This window comes from Pseudomonas medicaginis, assembly GCF_965119365.1.
Lineage (GTDB): Bacteria > Pseudomonadota > Gammaproteobacteria > Pseudomonadales > Pseudomonadaceae > Aquipseudomonas.
Genome location: NZ_OZ221631.1, coordinates 5,797,851 through 5,815,684, shown reverse-complemented (window position 1 = coordinate 5,815,684; position 17,834 = coordinate 5,797,851). Strand labels below are relative to the sequence as shown.

The following is a 17,834-nucleotide window of genomic DNA, read 5'->3' as shown; positions in this document are numbered from 1 at the left end:
CCCGTATTCAGTGTGTTGCGGACATGGGGGGGCGGGACATCGTTCCTGTTCCTCTTGCTTAGAGATTGCTCCCATGATTCTACAAAAATCCCTTCGAGCCCAGATTCTCGCCCTGTTGAGTGGCAGCCTGCTGGCAATGTTGCTGATCGCCCTGGCGTCCTTTCATTTCCTTTCCAACGGTGTCCAGAACTATCGCAACCTGATCGATGGACCGTTGCGTGCCTCGCAATTGATCGACGAGGCCAACCTGCAGTTCAAGGTGCAGGTGCAGGAATGGAAAAACGTCCTGCTGCGCGGCAAGCAGCAGGCGGACCTGGATAAATACTGGAAGCAGTTCGAGGAACGTCAGCGTGAGGTCCAAGGCATCCTTGGCCAATTGAGCGAACGTGAAGGTGTGCCGGCATCAGTCAAGACCCGTATCGTGGCCCTGCGCGATGAACATCGTCAGTTGGGCGCCGCCTACCAAAAGGGCCGTGACGCATTTGTCGCCTCCGGTGGCGATTCGGCGGCGGGTGATGCGGCGGTCAAGGGCGTGGACCGTGCGGCCAGTGAACAAATGAGTGCGCTGGTGGCGGAACTGCGCAAGCTGGGCTCCGAGCAATCGACGCTGATCAGTGCCGGCGCCGATCGCACGATTATGCTGGGCACCGTGATCATGCTGGTGTCGGGTGTGCTGATTGGGCTGTTCAGCCTGTGGCTGGTCAATCGCAACCTGGTTCAACCGATCCGTAACCTGATCGACTACGTGACCCGACTCAGCCATGGGCGTTTCGCCGAGCGTGTGACGAGCAACCGTCAGGACGAGCTGGGCAATCTGGCGGTAGCGGCCAACACATTGCGCGATTTCCTTGCCGAAACCTTTACCCGTCTGCAACGCAGTGCCACGGAACTGGACAGTGCCAGCGGTGAGCTCAATGCCATCGCCAGCCTGATGAGCCAGGGCACCAGCGAGCAATTCGAACGCACCGACCAGGTGGCGACGGCGATGAACGAAATGTCCGCCACGGCCCAGGAAGTGGCCCGTCATGCCGCCGATGCGGCGCAGGCGGCCGATGACGCCGATCAATCGGCGCAACAGGGCGAGAAGGTCATGCAGGGGACCATCCACACCATCACCCGGATGCGCGGCGAGATCGCCAACACGGCCACGGTCATCCGTCAGTTGGAAACCGACAGCGGGCGCATCGGCAAGGTGCTAGAGGTGATCCGCGGCATCGCTGAACAGACGAACCTGCTGGCCCTCAATGCTGCCATCGAAGCCGCGCGAGCCGGGGAGGCGGGGCGCGGTTTCGCGGTGGTCGCCGATGAGGTCCGCAGCCTGGCCCAGCGTACGGCCTCGTCAATCATCGAGATCAACCAGATTATCCAGACTGTACAAACGGGAGCGGTGGACGCGGCCCACGCCATTGAGAGTGGGCAGTCACGCAGCGAGGAAAGTGTGGAGCAAGTGACCCAGGCCGGTGTGATGCTCGAACGCATCACCCAGGCTGTCGAAGCGATTCGCGACATGAACCGCCAGATCGCCACGGCAGCCGAAGAGCAGACTTCCGTGGCCGAAGACATTTCCCGCAACCTGACGGAAATCACCTGCATTGCCAGCACTAACCTGGACAATGTGCAGCGCACCGAAGCCGCCAGTCGGGATTTGCACGGTTTGTCGGGACAGTTGAATGAAGTGACGGCGCGGCTGAGTGCCTGACGGTCGTTCGCGACAGGTATCGATAAACGCAAAAGAGCCGCGCAACCCCAAGGTTGCGCGGCTCTTTTTTTGCCGATGGATCAAGTGTCTTGCTTGTTGCTCAGGACTTTGCCGGTCGTGGCATCGAAATCAACATCAAACTCTTTGCCGTCGGCGGTTTTCAATTCGACTTCATATTCATAACCGTTGAAGTGGTTATCCAGGTCGGTGTCGGTGATGGTAGCGCCCGGGTGCAACTTCAGGGCTTCGTCGTTCATCGATTCAAGGGACTTGATCTTGCCTTCCTTGACCAGTTGAGGAATCTGATCGACGCGAACATCTGCCTGGGCCAGGCCAGCGGTGAGAGTCAGGGCAGCAGCGGTAAACAGGGCAGTCAACGTTTTCATGAGTGCTTTCCTTGGTGTTGTTAAGGGTGAGTCGTTTAAGTGGGTTCAGATTATCTGTGGCAACTTAATTCACCCTTAATTCGAAAAAACTTGAAGCAGAGCTCCTGAAAACGTCCTTCGGCTCAATAGCCGTTCTTTTCCAATAGTTGCGCCACGCTGCCTGTATTGGAACGATTGAAGTACTTGAGCAGTTCACTGGCACGGTTGGTGAAGATGCCATCGACGCCGGCATCCATCACTTTTTTGAAGTCCACCGGCTCATCCACGGTGTAGACGTGCACCAGCAAACCCTGGTCATGGGTGTACTGGTTCATCCACGGTTGCACCAGGTCCGAGTAACTCTGGCTGCCGCCATGGGTCAAGGCCGCGGACGGTCCGGTGCCTACTGCGCCCTGGGCCTTGGCGTACTGCACCCATTTTTCGAATTCAGCCCTGTCCTTGGGTGCCTGCTTGGCATAGTAGACCGCCTTGTCCGTTTCACCGGATTCGGCAAACGGCACCTTGGACTTGGGTTCGATGTTGCCTTCGCCGACCCATAGCAAGAGGATCTTCGGCACCTTTGGCATCTCTTTGTGCAACAGTTCGAGGCTACTTTTTTCGAAGGTCTGCAAGACCACCTTGCCCTTGCCTTGGCCAACGCCGGTAGCGCTTTTTGCGAGCTTGGACCCGGACGGGCTCAACCAGCCACGGTCCTGCAATTTGTCCTTGAGGTCACGTTCGATGCCGGGAAAGAGCTTGGGCTCCTTGGTTTCGATGTACAGCCCCGGTTTGTGCAACGGGTTGCCCTCGGCAATGTTGATCACTTCGTCGAGGGTCAGGATTTTCAGGCCGGCGAACGAAGGGCGGGCGCGGTCCGGGTAGGCGGTGTTGAACCAGCTGCCGGCATCGAGGGTTTTGAGTTCCGCCATGGTGAATTCGTTGGCGGTGCTGTCCTTGCGTTCGGGAAATCGGGTAGCGACATCCGTGGTGCGCAGCAGGCTGTCGTCATGCAGGACGAACAACACGCCGTCCTTACTGCGTTGCAGGTCCAGTTCCAGGTAGTCGGCGCCCAGGTCGCGGGCCAGCTTGTAGGCGGCAGCGGTGGATTCCGGCGCGTCGAACGAGGCGCCGCGGTGGGCGATGACCGCCGGGTGCGGAATGCCCTGGCGAGTCGCCAGGGCCTTGGGGTTCGGGGCTTCGGAGGCCTGTGTCTGGCCGAAGCCGAGTAACAGGCTCAGTACCAGGGCGCTGCGGGTGAAGGTGACGGGCATGCTCGAGGTCCTTTTGTAGGAGGATGCAAAAACCTATCTTTTAACAACTGAACGCGGTTGGCGCTATCGCTACGCCGACATAAAACAGTGCAAAGCAGATTTTTCCCACGCATTTCCCAGCCGCTTTGCAGTACCCTTGGCCGCAGCAGTTTCCCCGGCAGAGGGAGACCTTGAATCCAGTGTTCGCTTGCCCTGCGTGTAAACCATCGATCAGCCGTCCCGAGGGACGCATCCATGAGGTTTACCATGCGCACCACTTCGACATTCATCTGCCAGGCCGCCGACCAGCTCAAGGGTTTTGTCGGCCTGAACCGCAAGACCGGCCAGTACATCGTGCGGTTCAGCGAAGACGCCTTCGGCATGGACGTGGCCGATGACGGCATCATCCCCGTCAGCGAATTTGTCTGGACCCCCGCGGCAGACTGCACCATGGTCCTCAAGCGCGAGCGAATCCAACTGTTGCTGGACCAGAATATCGACGACCGCATCCATCTCACCGAACCTTTGCGGGTGTACATGGCCCGCAGCGATCTACCGGAAATCGTGGCGGTGCGGCAGTTGGTGGAAGGCTGAAGCCCTCGGTCTTGCGTCGAACAGAGATCTTGTGGGAGCGAGCTTGCTCGCGATAGCGGTGGATCAGCCAACATTATCGTGACTGACCCAGCGCCATCGCGAGCAAGCTCGCTCCCACGGGTTTTGTATCCCGGCATCAGGCTTGGCGTTGGAAGGCATAGTCGCGTTCGACCTTTCACACCCTCGTATGGCAATGGGTATACCAGGTGGAACGGCCGCGCTCACGGATTGCGAGGTGTTCGGGATGCTGCTTCCAGGCCAGGATCGCAGCTTCATCGCTCCAATAGGACACGGTAATCCCCAGGCCATCTTCGCCGCGCGCCGATTCGACACCGAGAAACCCCGGCTGCTCTCGAGCCAAGGCCTGCATGCGCTCGGCGGCTTCGGCGTATCCTTGGTTCCCCTCGGTGCGCAGGGAGGTGAAAATCACTGCGTAGTAGTGAGCGCTCATGGCGTTGTCCTGGCGCAAGCTTCGACAAACGCGCTGACCAGCGGCGGCACGCGCCCTTCCAATGCGGCACGTTCAGGCTGGAACAACGTGGCGACGAAGAACGGATGATCCCGCAGCTCCACGGCCCGCAGTTCGCCGGTCGAATCTCGGGCCACGGCACGCAGACGCTCGCTCAGCAGATCTCGTTCAAACGCTGGATTGACCCCAAAGCGGCAACGATAGCCTTCGAACACTGTCCGGCGGCCATAGGCTTCGGCAATCAACGAGTCCGCATCGAGCTGAAGGCTGTCGATGGTTTCCACCAAGGCACAGCTCAGCGGCGTCAGCAGCGCCCGTTCTGCGCCGGGGGAGGTTTCTCCGTGGGCGGCGTCGGTCCAGCCCATCACGTGGCGCGCGTATTCCAGTACGGCGTGCTGAAACCCACCGCAGGTGCCCAGGAACGGACGACGTTGTTCGCGGGCAAAGCGAATGGCATGCAAGGCGCCGTTTTCGTTTCGGTAGGGGCTGCCGGGTACGCACCAGATGCCGTCGAAGGCGCCCAGAGGGCTATCCTCGGCGATCAGATCGGTCGCCAGCCATTGAAAGCTGATGTCGTGGCCGGTCTGCCTGCTGGCGAGATCAAGTGCAATGGGAATGGCCCGATGGGCCGTTATTTGCGGGTCGTGGTCGCCGATCAGGGCGATGTGTAAAGGACGCTGTTTTTCCATGAGAGACTCGCCGCTTGTTGATTCCTGGTCGCCACTATAGATTGGCGTTCACGCAATCAATATTGGCGTTTATCCAAGTGATCAATGCATCAGCGCACTATCGTCTGGACTATCCCGACCTGTCCCTGATCCTCGCACTGGTCCGTGGCGGCTCACTGGCCCGGGCCGCTCGATTGCTGCAGGTGGACGTGTCCACGGTGTTTCGTTCGGTACGTCGGCTGGAGGCGGCCCTGGGCCAGCCCTTGTTCGAAAAAAGCCGTTCCGGGTACTTGCCCACGAGCCTGGCCCAGGCGCTGGCCGAGCAAGCCGAGCGTGCCGAACAGGCCCTGGAAGCGGCGCGGGTGGGGGTGGAGCTGGGCGGCGAGGTCATCAGCGGGACGGTACGCTTGACGTGCAGTGACTCGGTCCTGCAAGCGTTGCTGCTGCCTGCGCTGGCGCGCTTCATGCCCGCGTATCCGGCGTTGACCCTTGAGCTGAGCACTTCGAACGACTTTGCCAACCTGAGCCGCCGCGATGCCGACATTGCGTTACGCCTGACCCGTACGCCGCCGGAACACCTGGTCGGTCGAAATCTGGGCAATGTGGCATACCGGGTATGCGCCAGCGCCAGCTACCTGCGCTCGACGAATACGGATGACCTGGCTTCCATGACCTGGATCGCGCCGGACGATTTCCTCCCGGATCACCCCACCGTAGCCTGGCGCCGCCAACATCTACCCGCCGTGGTGCCCGCCTATCGCTGCAACAGCATGCTCTCGGTCACCGAACTGGTGCGAGCCGGCTTGGGTGTAGCGGCGCTGCCGGACTTTCTGATCGATGAACACCAGGGTCTGATGCCCCTTGGCGAACCGCTGGTGGGGTATGACACAGCCCTGTGGCTCCTGACTCGCCCCGACTGCCGGGCCTTGCGCTCGGTGGTGACCTTGTTCGATGAGCTGGGGCGCAATCTGCGCTGGCGCTGACTTTTAACGAGTAGGGTGTGCATGACTCAATGGATGACGGTCCCCCAACGGTTATAGTGCCTCGAGCACCAGCCCTTGGCAGAGAACATCACGATGACGAAGTCTTCCCAACCCACTCCCGCCGCACCCGTTGACCACTTGCGTTTTCATCGCCCCCACGCGCATCTGGCGCCGACCTTTGGCAATGACCGCTTTGCGCTGAGAGCGGAGGCGTTCGCGCGTTTTTTCGGGACGCCGATGTTCCTCGGCGCGCAAACCTTGATCGTGCTGATATGGGTCAGCCTGAACCTGGTGGGGGTCTTTCATTTCGATGCTTACCCATTCATCTTGCTGAACCTGGCGTTCAGCCTGCAGTCGGCCTATGCCGCGCCGCTGATTTTGCTGGCACAAACCCGTCAGGCTGCTCGGGACAAAGCCCAGGCGGAAGCCGATGCTCAGCATCGTGAAGCCTTGGCCATCGCCAACAGCGAGCGCCAGGCCCAGGCCGCGCAGAATACGGCGCAATTGCTTGAGTTGTTGGAGCAGAACACGCGTCTTACGGAAATGACCAAGGCATTGACCGAGCGCATCGACAACTTGACCACTGAAATGCACCAGAAGGTCGTGCACAACCCGTCGCTACAGTAGCCCTTCACGCCAGGACTTATTGATCAAGCCTGGTAACGACTCAGGAACATGTCGAGGGCCGATTCGATCACCTGGGTCTGCTCATCCTGGGTCAGGCTGGGTTGCCCCATCGAAACCTGCGGCCAGAAAGCGAACGTCTTGAGCAGCCCGTGCATTTGCTGGGCGGCAAATGCCGGCTCCACGGGTTTCAAGCGGCCGTCGGCCTGGGCCTGGCGAATCCATGCCGTCAGGCCCTCTTCACGTTGCCCCATGCGCGACACCATGTCCTGGGCTCGCTCCGGGGAATGAATCGTTGCAGCGATGGCGATGCGCGCCAAGTCGAGGAAATTCTCGTCCGCCAGCAGGTGCAGCTTGGTTTGCAGCAACGTTTGAAGCTGCTCCCGTAACGGCGTTTGCGGGCTGTAGGGCATGTCCTGTTCTGCGGTAATGCTGTTCCATAACCGATTCAGGATTTCGGCAAACAATGCTTCCTTGCTCGGGAAGTGGTTGTACACCGTGCGCTTCGATACGCAGGCTGTCGCCGCGATCCTGTCCATGCTGGTGATCTCGAAACCGCTGCTGCGGAATTCAGATATCGCGGCCTGGAGGATGGCTTCGCGTTTTCGCTCGGTTAGGCGCTGCGGTACGGTCATGGGCAATTCGTCGGTTGAGGTGAGGAACTTACACTCGGAAGTTTACTTGCTCCCGGGATTCATGCAATCTAGAAACTACACCGAGCGGTGTAGTTCTGTGTCAAACGGCTGAGCGTGCATGCAACGGCCATCCAGCGTCCCACAACGACGAAGCGCAATGGCGGCGACGTCCCTGGAGTTATCGCACCATGACCATTCCCTCTCTTTCGACCGACAGCCCGCCTGTCCATGACTCGTCCCGGCTAGAACAGGGCAAGTACCGCAATCACGCCTTCACGCCACGGGAAGGTTTTGGCACCACCCTGCGCATCATCTGGAACATGATCTTCCACAAGCCGCGTTCCACCCGCCCCGCAGGTGCCATCGACGTTCAACCACTGACGCGCGCTGCCCTGCTGGCCGCGCCGAATCACAGCGTCTTCCGTCTCGGCCACTCCACTGTGCTGCTCAAGCTGCGGGATAAGTTCTGGCTGACAGATCCGGTATTCTCCGAGCGCGCCTCTCCGGTGCAATGGGCTGGCCCGAAGCGTTTTCATCAGCCGCCCATCAGCCTGGACGAGTTGCCGCCCATCGAAGCAGTGATCCTGTCCCATGATCACTACGACCACCTCGATCATCAGGCCATTCTCAAGTTGGCGGCCAAGACCCGTCACTTCCTGGCGCCCCTGGGCGTGGGCGACACCTTGATCAAATGGGGGGTCGACGCCAGCAAGGTACGTCAGTTGGACTGGTGGCAAGGCACCGAGGTGGACGGCATCGAGTTCATCGCCACGCCTTCCCAGCACTTTTCCGGACGCGGCCTGTTCGACAGCAACAGCACCTTGTGGGCCTCATGGGTGATGATCGATGCCGCCACGCGAATTTTCTTCAGTGGCGATACCGGCTATTTCGATGGTTTCAAGCGCATCGGCGAACAATACGGTCCCTTCGACCTGACGTTGATGGAAACTGGCGCCTATAACGTCGATTGGCCTCATGTTCACATGCAGCCGGAGCAGACCCTGCAGGCCCATATCGATCTAAAGGGCCGCTGGTTGCTGCCGATCCATAACGGCACGTTCGACTTGGCGATGCATGCCTGGTATGAACCCTTCGATCGCATCCTGGCCTTGGCCTGGGAGCGCAACGTTTGCATCGCCACACCACGAATGGGCGAAGCATTCACCCTGACGCAGCCGCAGCGTGGCCGCGCCTGGTGGCTGGACGTGGAGCCCTCGGCGTATCAGGACCAGGCCGGTATCGCCTGACACCCGCGCAATAGGGTTATTCGATCATCGCGTAATCGGAGCGCCCCATCGGGTCCGGCGTCGCGCCCTTGATGTTCATGCCGCGCCCCGGCGCGAAGCCGGGGAAGAACACCAGGCCCTCGGCCTCCAGGCGAAACGCCAGGGCCAGGCGAGTGACATCGAGCAACTCGCCGCCCGCTTCGAAGCGGCGGATGGCCTGGACCGAGACGCCGGATTGGCGGGACAGTTCCTCGACACTCCAACCCAGCATGGCTCGCGCCTGTGCACTGTGAGCAGGGGTGAATTGATAGACAGCGATGCGTTCCAGGGTGGTTTTGATTGCGAGAGAGGCCATGGGGGCTCCAAAGCTGTGGGATTCAAAAATACTGTGTTTTTGTACAGTTGTTTTGAATCCGGATCAATCCTATTTTTTTGATCAATGACCGGCGGTCTTCTCCAGCCAGGCGCTCGGGGCATGACCCAATACCCGACGGAACATGGTGGAGAACGCAGCGGGGCTGTCGTAGCCCAGATCAAGGGCGATGCGGGTTATCGAATCGCCTACGGCCAATTGGGGCAATGCCGACATCACACACGCCTGTTGCCGCCATTGGCTGAAACTTACCCCGGTTTGCTGGCTGAACAGGCGATTGAACGAGCGCAAGCTGATATGTAACTGCGCCGCCCATTGCACGGGCGAGACGTGGGCGTTGGGGTGTTTCAGAAAACCCTGACACAGGCCTAGCAGACGCGGGTCCTTGGGCAGTGGAAGGTGCAGCGGCAAATGCGCGCTGCGGACCAGTTCGTGCAGCAACAGATTGATTAATGCACTGTCGCGTCCAGCCTCGTCATAGTCCAGCGCAAGCTCCACGGCTTCCATCAGCAACTGGCGCATCAGGGGCGACACGCTGATGACCTGGCAACGGGCGTCCATGGCCGTTACGGCGGCCGGTTCGATATACAAGCTTCGCGTGCTGACGCCCAGCATCAGCACTTCATGGGCAACCCCGGGCGGGATCCACACCGCCCGTTGGGGCGGCACTACCCAATTGCCCTCCGCGGTGCTGACCTGCATGACTCCGGTGGCGCCGTAGAGCAACTGCGCACGCCGGTGGGTATGGCGGGGCAACCGATGACCGTCGGGGTAATCCGTGCCGATAGCCACCACTGGCCGTGGGGTGTTGTCCAGCAGGTCAATCGAAACATTGCGCATCGAGCGGTATCCGGCGATTGGCGTAAACGCAAACATTATTGGCCTACTTGCTGAAGCAGGCCAAGCCCCATCGCTCTATCGTCGGCCTCTCTCAATTTACGGATGCTGCGCGATGTCCTACCTCTTGCTGGCACTCTTCGGCTGCATGACTGGCGTCACCGCCGTGTTGTTCGGCTTCGGCGGCGGATTCGTCGTGGTGCCCTTGCTATACCGCATGCTCACCGCCACCCACGGCGCTGACGACCCTATCGGTCAATCGGCGATGCACATCGCCGTGGCCACCTCGACCTGCGTGATGATCGTCAACGCGCTGATCGCCACCGCCAAGCATCACCGCGCCGGTAACCTTATTCGCCATTACGTGTGGCCGTTGGGCGGCTTCATTGGCCTGGGCGCTATCGTTGGAGCCGTTGCCGCGATGTGGGCGAGTAGCGAAATCATTCGCTATGCCTTCATCGTTTATCTGGGCGTGACCATTCTGGACTGCTTATTCAGGCGCGGTTTTCTGACACAGTCTGACGCTGTAGTCCCACGGCGATTGGGTAGGGCAGAGGTATCGGCGGGCGGAATCAGCATCGGCGTCATCGCCACTTTTCTGGGCGTGGGTGGCAGCGTCATGACGGTGCCGTTGTTGCGTCGTTGCGGGCTGAACATGTCGCGCGCGACGTCCATGGCCAACCCGCTGAGTTTGCCGGTTGCGGTGGCCGGTACGCTGACTTACATGGCCATGGCGGGGTTTACCGCGTTTGATTTGGGGCCGTGGTTTGTTGGTTACGTCGACTTGATGGCCTTCGCTGCGCTCACACTTGGCGTGCTACTGGGTATTCGTCTGGCAACGCCATGGATCGGACGGATACCGGATAGGCTTCACGCCTGGGTCTATATTGGATTGTTGGTCATTGTGATGCTGGGTATATCGATACAATAATCGCAGCATGATGTGGCTCGATATCTATTTTCGCTGATGCTAAAAAAGCGGACGTCGAAGGTTTTGTTCGACGGTTTTCCGAACGATGGATCGAGGGCCTGATGCGTCACGCAGGGCAGCACGACCTTCTTCGCTGGGTCGATGACGAACCGATGATGGAGCGCTTCCAGGAAAGTTGTCGTAAATACATCTTTTATAAACGTGGCCATCGCGGTGCACAAAAGCACCTCAACGAGATTTCCTGAAGAAGGCATTGCGCTACATCTGGCCTAAGGCGAAGTCACTTATCGGCCAACCCCGGTGCCTCCCGAATAATGAAGTGATCCAGGTTCTCGATATTGGCACTGAACACCCCGAACGTTTCTTCGGGGTTCTTCTTGCTCGGCACCTGTTTCAACTCCGGCGTCACGCCATAAAAGAAGCAATACAACGGCGCGTCACTGACGACGGCATGCTTGATCTCTTCCAGGAACGCTTTGCGCTTGCGGTAGTTATCGATCAGCTTCTTGCTCAGGTAAACGTTGACCGGGTAAGGCTTCTTCTTCGCCTCGTCCGGTTGCTTGAACCAGACCTTTGCTTCGAAATCGATGCGAAAACTCAACGTGTAATCCTTGATCTCCTTGATCTTGCCCCAGTAAATCAAGCCCTTGTTGTCCTGCAAGTATTCGATCTTCTTGAAGAACGATCCATAGGGCGCCGTGTGCTCGCCAATCTTCAACAGCTTGCGCTTGAGCAGGTCCTTGTCTGCGAAGTTCGACACGAAGCACTCCACCGGATGGGCGAAGACATGGGTCTTGTCCGGCGCCGAATCACGGCCCGGGTGCTCGTCATGCCTGGCAACTGAAGGCACTCGCTCATCGCGCATCACGTCTGCCACCACCGTCGGGCTGGACGGCTTGCGCACATACTCACGCCGAGTCAACAACAACTCCGAAGGGAAATGCTCCTCCCGATCGTCATCCGATTCCGCACCATCCACTTCCAGGCCCGACGCCGGCGCCTTCAGGCTGACATAAGGACAACCCTCGATATGCCGCGTACTGGGGATGTTCTTGAAGTGCGGCGTGCGTACGTAATTCACATTCTTGGCGTTGAACGTCCCCAACACATTCGCCGCATCAAACGCCATTCGACAGGCATCGCTGGGGCACTGGAACTGTTCCTTTGCGGAATCGAACGCCACTGTCTCGTCGAAATTCAGATCGCGCACGTCATAGATCGACAGCTTATCGTCGAGGCTACGGCAGTAGGCGAGGTCGAATTTCATGGCAGGCTCGGGTCCTTGAGTGGGGAAGGGTATTAATATCGGGAGGTGGGGCGGGTTGCACTGAATGTTTTCAATACAATACAAAATCGCAGTTATGCGTCGGTCATTGGCAGGGCATGTTGAGACCGTCAGCTTCAGGCAACCCTCGTGGCGAGGGGATTTATCCCCGTGGGGCTGCGAAGCAACCCCAATCCATAAAACCACAAAAAACCGCCGCCCGAACACGGACGGCGGCTGTCATGTGAGCCCGTACGCTCCCGTGTTGGTACTGACGGCCTCGGTCCAGCGTCAAAGCACGCAGTCATAAGTGCGGATATTCTGTCTCAGCGCCGCCAGAAACGAGAAGGCGTTTTCCACCCGCTCGCCCTGGAACCCGTGGTAATAGTTTTCCGGCGTCAGCACCGTGCCGGTGCCGCGTTTGTTGTCGGGGTGCAGGCAGTAGGGGATCGACAGAAAACTGCTGTCGAAGGCACCGAGCAGGGCTTCGGACAAGTTGCTGTCGTGGGCCAGCGTGCCTTCGATCAGGCGTTTTGCGCTACGCAGGACGCGTCCGTGTTCCTGGGAATCGAACGGAATCTGCGGTAAAACACCGTCGGTGTTCAGGCAGTAGTCGCAGTACTCCAGCGCCGCGATATTTTCCTCTACCCGGGGAATGCGCCTTGATTCCACCGGTGTCTTGATGATCACGCGCTGCACACCCGTGGCGCGGATCATAGCCAGCGCATCGCCAGTGATTCGGCAAAAACCGCCAAGCGAGCGCGGGAAGAACCCCATGAACACATAACCGACAAAGTGATAGCTTCCCGGCGCAAAATATTCGGCCGCGAGTTGTTGGAGGGCTGTCACCGCCGCACGATCCTGCACTGGCGAGGTGCCTTGAGCGTAGGAGAATGACAGCGTCTTGATGCCATGGGAGCGCAAGAACAACCCTTCAAGAATATTTAGCGCCACCAGAATCACCGGGTCGCACATCTGTCCCATCATGCAACCGGCGAAGCTTTCGATGTGACTGTTGTCGACGCCGCCGGACAGCACCTGACAGGCTTTCTCCCAGTGACCGAACGCTTCGCGCAACGGCGTGCGACTGTAGGGCAGGCAATAGGAAATCGGCCCGCCCTCGGTGGTGGGCAGACCGACTTCGACCATGCGCTCGAAAATGTGCAAGGGGTCGGGTGAACCATGACGAACCTGCACTGGCAGGCGGTAGCGCGCATCGATCTGGTCGATCATGGCACGGGTCTGCGCCGGCGGATGGTTGACGATCGGATAGCCGTTGAGCATCGATTCGCTGTCGATGGCCCGTTGCGCTGCTTCAAGATTGTTTACCCGGGTGAACGCATCAAGCGTGATGGTGCACACAGTGTTCGCCCGGCTCGCAGCTGTGGCTTCCAGGCCGGCTTGCATCCGGGCCGGGTCACTGAAGCCCATTCGCGGCTGGAGCACCGGGCCATGCGCGTTGAAGCGTTCAAGAACATGGGTGTTGAAATCGATCATCCTGATCTGCCTTTTTCTGCGAATCGGTAAGGGTGCAACGGGTCAGCGAGCGACCCGTTTCTCCAGGTAATGCTCTGGATACAACTGGGCAGACACCAGCTCCTGAAAGGCATCGAAGCTGTTGGCCACGCTGTCGTCGAACACCTCATCGAAACCTGCGGCGCGCAGCGTGTCGCTATGTCGGGCAATAGTTTGAGGATCGTTTTCGGTGCAGATTTTGCCGCCGATATACACCCCGTCGGTGTGTTTGGTTTCGCTACGAATACGCTGCGCGAGTTCAGCGCCTTCGATGTAGCCATGGCCATTGACCGTGCTGACGACAACCATGGCGCAGGCATGGCGGTTGAGCCGCGCGATCACTTCATCCATGGGCGTGTTCGGTCCCAGATTCTCGACGTTGTAGCCCATGTCCGTGAGCAGGAACTCCATGAACACCAGATTCCAGCTATGAGAGTCCGAAGGCACGGTGGTGAGCAGAGCGGTTTTGCTGAACGTCATTGTTAAAGTCCCTTTTTAAGTTGCTATCCTGGTTGCGTAGTACGGGAGCGCCCGCTGAAAGTTGCGAAAGTTGGTGGTCACCGAGTTGATGTAGCCCCAGGTCTCGGTGTAGTTCGTGGGAAAGGGTTTGGAGCCTTCGATCCTGTCGCGTTCGCGGGCAGTAATGTAGTTCGGCCAGTCTTTGGATCGTGGGCGCCGGTGATGAAAGTCGTGACAGGGTGTATCGCCGACCATCACAAACACCCGGACAAACAAGTGGAACGCCAGCATCTTGATCAGCCAAACACTGATATGGGCGAAGCGTCGAACAGTTCCTGCGCCTTCGGGGATGCGCAGCTCTTCGCCGATAAAGACGGCGCTGGTGCTCTCGCAAATGAAGTCGATGCCGCGCCGTTCCAGCACGTCCACGCTGGGCCAGGTGTGCTCGGCCGCCAAGCGAAATGTGGTGCTGATGTGGTAGCCGGCGAAGATCGGAATCACCCACGCCACGATGAACAGATCGAAATGGCCCAAGACTGCCGACAGCAGTGCAAGGCCCGCCCAGAAGACCAAGGTCAATACTGCAACGCGGCGGTTTTCAGCCGTGGCGGTGCCTTTCAGTCGGCCCCAGCACGAACGCAGCACGGCCAGTGGCGACAGCGCGGTCGAGACCAGTTTGGTCCACATGCTGGCGATGCTGTCGGACGGTCTTAACCCCACCACACTTTGCAGGTAGGAGAGGGTGTCATCATCGTCGGTCAGCAGCGTTTTCGAACTGTGATGCAGCGCGTGTTCGCTCTTGTAGGTGTCGAAGGGTTTGAGCATCAGGACGCCGGAAATGATCCGGCCGACGGTCATATTGGTCTCGCGCGATTCGAAGACCATGTCATGGGCGCAGTTGTGGCAGATCATCACTTGCATCTGCTTGATGCCACCGGTGGCCAGGACAAAGCCCAACAGCCACAGCGCAATACTGGCCTGTGCATAACCGATACCGGCCAACAGCGCGCCGCCGGCTATTAATCCCGCCGACACAACGATATGGTGGAACGGCTTCAGGGGTCGGACTTTATCGAGATCTTCGGGCAGAGGCTTGGCTGTCAGCCAACTCAGAAACGGCTGCATGAACCCTGGAAGGGCGCGCATTGAGTTACGTATCATCCATGTTTCCTCTAGGGTTTTGCTCCATGCAAAAACTGTAACGTGGCCTCTGGATATTTCGAATAGAAATAGGTGGGGATCGATTTTCCATTTTTGGGTATGTCATCGACATGGATTGGGATGATCTGAAGGTTTTTATCTTCGTCGCTAAATCGAACAACGTGACCGAGGCCGGAATCTCGCTCAAGGTTTCGGCCTCGACGGTGTCGCGCAAGATCGCGGCGCTTGAGGAATCGCTCGGTACGGTATTGTTTTCGAAGAAGACTAACGGTTACTTCCTGACTGAAGCGGGAAGAGCGTTGCTGCCATTGGCACTGGAAACGGAGGAGCGTTTCAAACTGATCGAGCGGCAGATGTCGCAACCGGTTGATCGGATGGCAGGACAGGTGCGCATTGATTGTCCGGAATTAATGGGCACGCACTTGATTATTCCGCAACTCGCGGCATTTCATGATCAGCACCCCGAGATCAGTTTTGACTTCATTAACTCGGCGGTGTCGTCGAAACTCACACAGAGCCACAGCGACATCATTATCCGCTTGCGCAGACCGGAGAACGGTAACTTCACCGTGCGCCGGGTCGGGACACTGATGCAGGGGCTTTTCTGCTCCCAGGCCTATGCCGATGCCAACGGTCTGCCGGCCGAACCCGCCGACCTCAAGCACCACAGCCTGATCGGCTGGACCGAAGAAATGTCGTATATGCCGCTCGCCCAATGGTTGAGCGAAATGACCGGAGACCAGAAGCTGTGGATGCGTGTTTCAAACCTGAATGCGCAGCTCAAGGCCGTCGAAGCCGATCTGGGGATTGCCGCGTTACCCGCCTATGTCGGACACCAGTCCGGTCTGTGCCAGGTGTTGGCCAATCGCCCTGCTCGCCGCTCGGAAATCTGGTTGCTGCGTAATCAGGCTACCCAGGGTGTGAGCCGCGTTGATCGAGTGGTGGAGTATCTGGCGGAGCTGTTTCACGGTAAAGCGGTCGGCATGCGCTGACGACCGTCTTACCGCGAGGTCATGGCACCAGAATCAATGAACCCTGGGTTTGGCGGTATTGCATGACGCAGTGGGCTTGGGCAGCCAGCGCGAGGGGGAAGCGCGCTATTGGCGGCAAACGAATCGCGCCGCTGGACACTGCTTGCAGCACCCGCGCGGCGGCCTGGGTCAATTCAGCGTCGCCACCGATGTAGTGCTTCAACGACGGCCGCGTCACATGCAGCGAGCCCATTTGCCCGAGCCGGGACAGGTTGAAATCCGTCACGTCGCCCGAAGCATTGCCAAATAGCACGAGGTGGCCGCGCGGACGCAAACTCGCCAATGAGAGCTCTACGGTATCTTTGCCGATAGAGTCGAAGACGACATGGGCACCTTTGCCATCGGTCAATTCACGGATCAACCCCAGTGTGTCCGGAGCTTCGGCATTGAGGGCCGCTATGCACCCCACATCCAGAACCTGACGGCGTTTAGCTTCGGTCGAAGCGAGACCTATCACGTGTACACCGCGAGCGACCAGCCAGCTTGTGGCAATGCTGCCCACGCCGCCCGCCGCCGCGTGCCATACCACAAAGTCACCCGGCGCCAGCGGCACGCAGCGATGCGTCAAGTATTCGGCCGTCAGTCCTTTGAACATTACGCCTGCCGAGACTTCGCTCGGCACGCCATCGGGCAGGCGTATCGCCCGCGAAGCGCGAACGACTGCGTGACCGGCGTAGCTGCCGGTCGAGCTGTCGACGAAGGCCACTCGATCGCCAATGGCCAAGCTTTTCACCTGCGTTCCACATTCGACGACACGCCCAGCACCTTCCATGCCCAGGCCTCTGGGGAAGGCAGAACCATCGTCCAGCGCGCCGGAGCGCCGGTGCAGGTCGATGAAGTTCACGCCGGCGGCTTCGATGGCCACAGTGATTTCTTCAGGGCCGGTGGTACGCAGCGGGTATTTGCGCAATTCCATGACGTTGGGTGCCCCGGGGGCGGCGAAGACAATGCCGTGGGTCTGGGTCATGTGAGCCTCCTTAAAGCGGGCCGATGCGCAGGAAAATCCATACGGCAACCGCTATCAGCATCAGACCGAACGCAGCGTTCTGAAACATCAGCAATTTGGGGCGGGACTGGATCAGTTTCTGCACGGTCGAACCCATCGACACCCAGATGACATGCGAGAAGAAGTTCAGCGAAATCAGCGCCGCACTGAGGATCAACACAACAGTGCTGCTGGTCTCGCCGGAAGGCATGAACGTGGAAAACATCACCAGCAACATCACGATCCCTTGCACGTTGCCCAGTTGTACAACAATGCCGTCCCGAAATTGCAGGTGCATGGCCTTGTCGGTGGGCGCTTTCAGTGGACGGCGCAGCATGCGCACACCCAGCCACAAGATGTAGAAACTGCCCACCACTTGCAGCGTCCATACCAGCGTCGGATTGTTCATCAGCGTGTGATAAAGGCCTAAGCCAACCAGCACGGCGATCAGGAAGTAAGTAATGTCGAGCCCAACGATAAACCGCACCGAACGACGCACACCACTTTGTGCACCCGACGTCGCCACCATCAAGTTGCCGGGGCCCGCACTCAGGGTCAGCGGAACCATGGTCGATAGCCAAAGCAACCAGTTGATGCTGAAGATTTCTTGCATGTTGTCTTCCTTAATCACAACGCGGACTTAACTCCGGCAAGTCTAATTCGCAGCTGCTTCCAAGGTTATAGCGAAGAGCGCAAGGCGGTTTCCCATAAATGGGGGAAGCGTGGTGGGGAGGAGGGTGGTCGCCGTTGCCTTTAGGTGAGCCG

At 59.0% G+C, this 17,834-nt stretch carries 20 protein-coding genes and 1 pseudogene; 8 read left to right on the top strand and 13 right to left on the bottom strand.

The window, feature by feature from the left end:
• The first annotated feature begins 73 nt into the window (after positions 1-73).
• Positions 74-1,699, top strand: a complete 1,626-nt coding sequence (locus ACMTA2_RS25505; protein ID WP_413792289.1) for a methyl-accepting chemotaxis protein — start codon at positions 74-76, stop codon at positions 1,697-1,699.
• An 80-nt stretch (positions 1,700-1,779) separates the two neighbouring features.
• Here ACMTA2_RS25505 and ACMTA2_RS25500 read toward each other — a convergent pair whose 3' ends face one another.
• Both ACMTA2_RS25500 and ACMTA2_RS25495 read right to left on the bottom strand, forming a co-directional pair.
• Entirely contained in the window at positions 1,780-2,085 is a 306-nt protein-coding gene (locus ACMTA2_RS25500) for a PepSY domain-containing protein (protein ID WP_063324687.1), read from the bottom strand.
• A 122-nt stretch (positions 2,086-2,207) separates the two neighbouring features.
• Positions 2,208-3,335 (bottom strand): glycerophosphodiester phosphodiesterase, encoded by a 1,128-nt coding sequence (locus ACMTA2_RS25495; RefSeq protein ID WP_413792288.1) that lies wholly within the window; start codon positions 3,333-3,335, stop codon positions 2,208-2,210.
• Positions 3,336-3,581: 246 nt separating this feature from the next.
• Here ACMTA2_RS25495 and ACMTA2_RS25490 point away from each other — a divergent pair, with 246 nt between their 5' ends.
• Positions 3,582-3,908, top strand: a complete 327-nt coding sequence (locus tag ACMTA2_RS25490) for a DUF2025 family protein (protein WP_413792287.1) — start codon at positions 3,582-3,584, stop codon at positions 3,906-3,908.
• A 175-nt stretch (positions 3,909-4,083) separates the two neighbouring features.
• On the opposite strand, the gene ACMTA2_RS25485 is transcribed toward ACMTA2_RS25490, so the two are convergent.
• Positions 4,084-4,359 carry an antibiotic biosynthesis monooxygenase family protein gene (locus ACMTA2_RS25485; RefSeq protein ID WP_413792286.1) on the bottom strand — a complete coding sequence of 92 codons (276 nt, stop codon included), beginning with the start codon at positions 4,357-4,359 and terminating at the stop codon, positions 4,084-4,086.
• On the bottom strand, positions 4,356-5,066 hold the full coding sequence (locus ACMTA2_RS25480) for a CTP synthase C-terminal region-related (seleno)protein (RefSeq protein WP_413792285.1): 711 nt from the start codon (positions 5,064-5,066) through the stop codon (positions 4,356-4,358). Before ACMTA2_RS25480 ends, ACMTA2_RS25485 begins: the two co-directional genes overlap by 4 nt.
• A 14-nt stretch (positions 5,067-5,080) precedes the next feature.
• Between ACMTA2_RS25480 and ACMTA2_RS25475 the strand changes: the two genes are divergently transcribed.
• Complete coding sequence (locus ACMTA2_RS25475) at positions 5,081-6,028, top strand: LysR family transcriptional regulator (protein ID WP_413792284.1); 948 nt, start codon at positions 5,081-5,083, stop codon at positions 6,026-6,028.
• Positions 6,029-6,121: 93 nt separating this feature from the next.
• Positions 6,122-6,655: a DUF1003 domain-containing protein gene (locus ACMTA2_RS25470; RefSeq protein WP_413792283.1), complete on the top strand. Its 534-nt coding sequence runs from the start codon at positions 6,122-6,124 to the stop codon at positions 6,653-6,655.
• Positions 6,656-6,678: 23 nt separating this feature from the next.
• Here ACMTA2_RS25470 and ACMTA2_RS25465 read toward each other — a convergent pair whose 3' ends face one another.
• A complete protein-coding gene (locus ACMTA2_RS25465; protein ID WP_413792282.1) occupies positions 6,679-7,287 on the bottom strand; it encodes a TetR/AcrR family transcriptional regulator in 609 nt (202 codons plus the stop codon).
• Between the two features lie 188 nt (positions 7,288-7,475).
• Here ACMTA2_RS25465 and ACMTA2_RS25460 point away from each other — a divergent pair, with 188 nt between their 5' ends.
• Positions 7,476-8,534, top strand: coding sequence for an MBL fold metallo-hydrolase (locus ACMTA2_RS25460; protein ID WP_413792281.1), 1,059 nt, complete (start codon positions 7,476-7,478; stop codon positions 8,532-8,534).
• A 16-nt stretch (positions 8,535-8,550) separates the two neighbouring features.
• Here the strand turns inward: ACMTA2_RS25460 and ACMTA2_RS25455 are convergent, their stop codons facing one another.
• Positions 8,551-8,868, bottom strand: a complete 318-nt coding sequence (locus ACMTA2_RS25455; protein ID WP_003204826.1) for a helix-turn-helix domain-containing protein — start codon at positions 8,866-8,868, stop codon at positions 8,551-8,553.
• Positions 8,869-8,949: 81 nt separating this feature from the next.
• Entirely contained in the window at positions 8,950-9,726 is a 777-nt protein-coding gene (locus tag ACMTA2_RS25450) for an AraC family transcriptional regulator (RefSeq protein WP_413792280.1), read from the bottom strand.
• A gap of 112 nt (positions 9,727-9,838) precedes the next feature.
• Between ACMTA2_RS25450 and ACMTA2_RS25445 the strand changes: the two genes are divergently transcribed.
• Both ACMTA2_RS25445 and ACMTA2_RS25440 read left to right on the top strand, forming a co-directional pair.
• Entirely contained in the window at positions 9,839-10,654 is an 816-nt protein-coding gene (locus ACMTA2_RS25445) for a sulfite exporter TauE/SafE family protein (RefSeq protein WP_413792279.1), read from the top strand.
• 26 nt (positions 10,655-10,680) lie between these two features.
• A pseudogene (locus tag ACMTA2_RS25440) lies at positions 10,681-10,896 on the top strand (DUF6933 domain-containing protein); the annotation flags it as partial.
• Positions 10,897-10,934: 38 nt separating this feature from the next.
• Here the strand turns inward: ACMTA2_RS25440 and ACMTA2_RS25435 are convergent.
• The 4 genes from ACMTA2_RS25435 to ACMTA2_RS25420 all read right to left on the bottom strand — a co-directional run bounded on the left by ACMTA2_RS25435 (position 10,935) and on the right by ACMTA2_RS25420 (position 15,053).
• A complete protein-coding gene (locus ACMTA2_RS25435; RefSeq protein WP_413792278.1) occupies positions 10,935-11,921 on the bottom strand; it encodes a hypothetical protein in 987 nt (328 codons plus the stop codon).
• A 288-nt stretch (positions 11,922-12,209) separates the two neighbouring features.
• Positions 12,210-13,415 carry a methylaspartate mutase gene (locus ACMTA2_RS25430; RefSeq protein ID WP_413792277.1) on the bottom strand — a complete coding sequence of 402 codons (1,206 nt, stop codon included), beginning with the start codon at positions 13,413-13,415 and terminating at the stop codon, positions 12,210-12,212.
• A 42-nt stretch (positions 13,416-13,457) separates the two neighbouring features.
• Positions 13,458-13,913: a cobalamin B12-binding domain-containing protein gene (locus ACMTA2_RS25425; protein ID WP_413792276.1), complete on the bottom strand. Its 456-nt coding sequence runs from the start codon at positions 13,911-13,913 to the stop codon at positions 13,458-13,460.
• 15 nt (positions 13,914-13,928) lie between these two features.
• On the bottom strand, positions 13,929-15,053 hold the full coding sequence (locus ACMTA2_RS25420) for a fatty acid desaturase (protein WP_413792275.1): 1,125 nt from the start codon (positions 15,051-15,053) through the stop codon (positions 13,929-13,931).
• Positions 15,054-15,163: 110 nt separating this feature from the next.
• Here ACMTA2_RS25420 and ACMTA2_RS25415 point away from each other — a divergent pair, with 110 nt between their 5' ends.
• Positions 15,164-16,045, top strand: a complete 882-nt coding sequence (locus tag ACMTA2_RS25415; RefSeq protein WP_413792274.1) for a LysR family transcriptional regulator — start codon at positions 15,164-15,166, stop codon at positions 16,043-16,045.
• 19 nt (positions 16,046-16,064) lie between these two features.
• Here ACMTA2_RS25415 and ACMTA2_RS25410 read toward each other — a convergent pair whose 3' ends face one another.
• Both ACMTA2_RS25410 and ACMTA2_RS25405 read right to left on the bottom strand, forming a co-directional pair.
• Positions 16,065-17,051: a quinone oxidoreductase family protein gene (locus ACMTA2_RS25410; RefSeq protein ID WP_413792273.1), complete on the bottom strand. Its 987-nt coding sequence runs from the start codon at positions 17,049-17,051 to the stop codon at positions 16,065-16,067.
• Positions 17,052-17,061: 10 nt separating this feature from the next.
• Positions 17,062-17,682: a LysE family translocator gene (locus ACMTA2_RS25405; protein ID WP_413792272.1), complete on the bottom strand. Its 621-nt coding sequence runs from the start codon at positions 17,680-17,682 to the stop codon at positions 17,062-17,064.
• Positions 17,683-17,834: the final 152 nt, after the last annotated feature.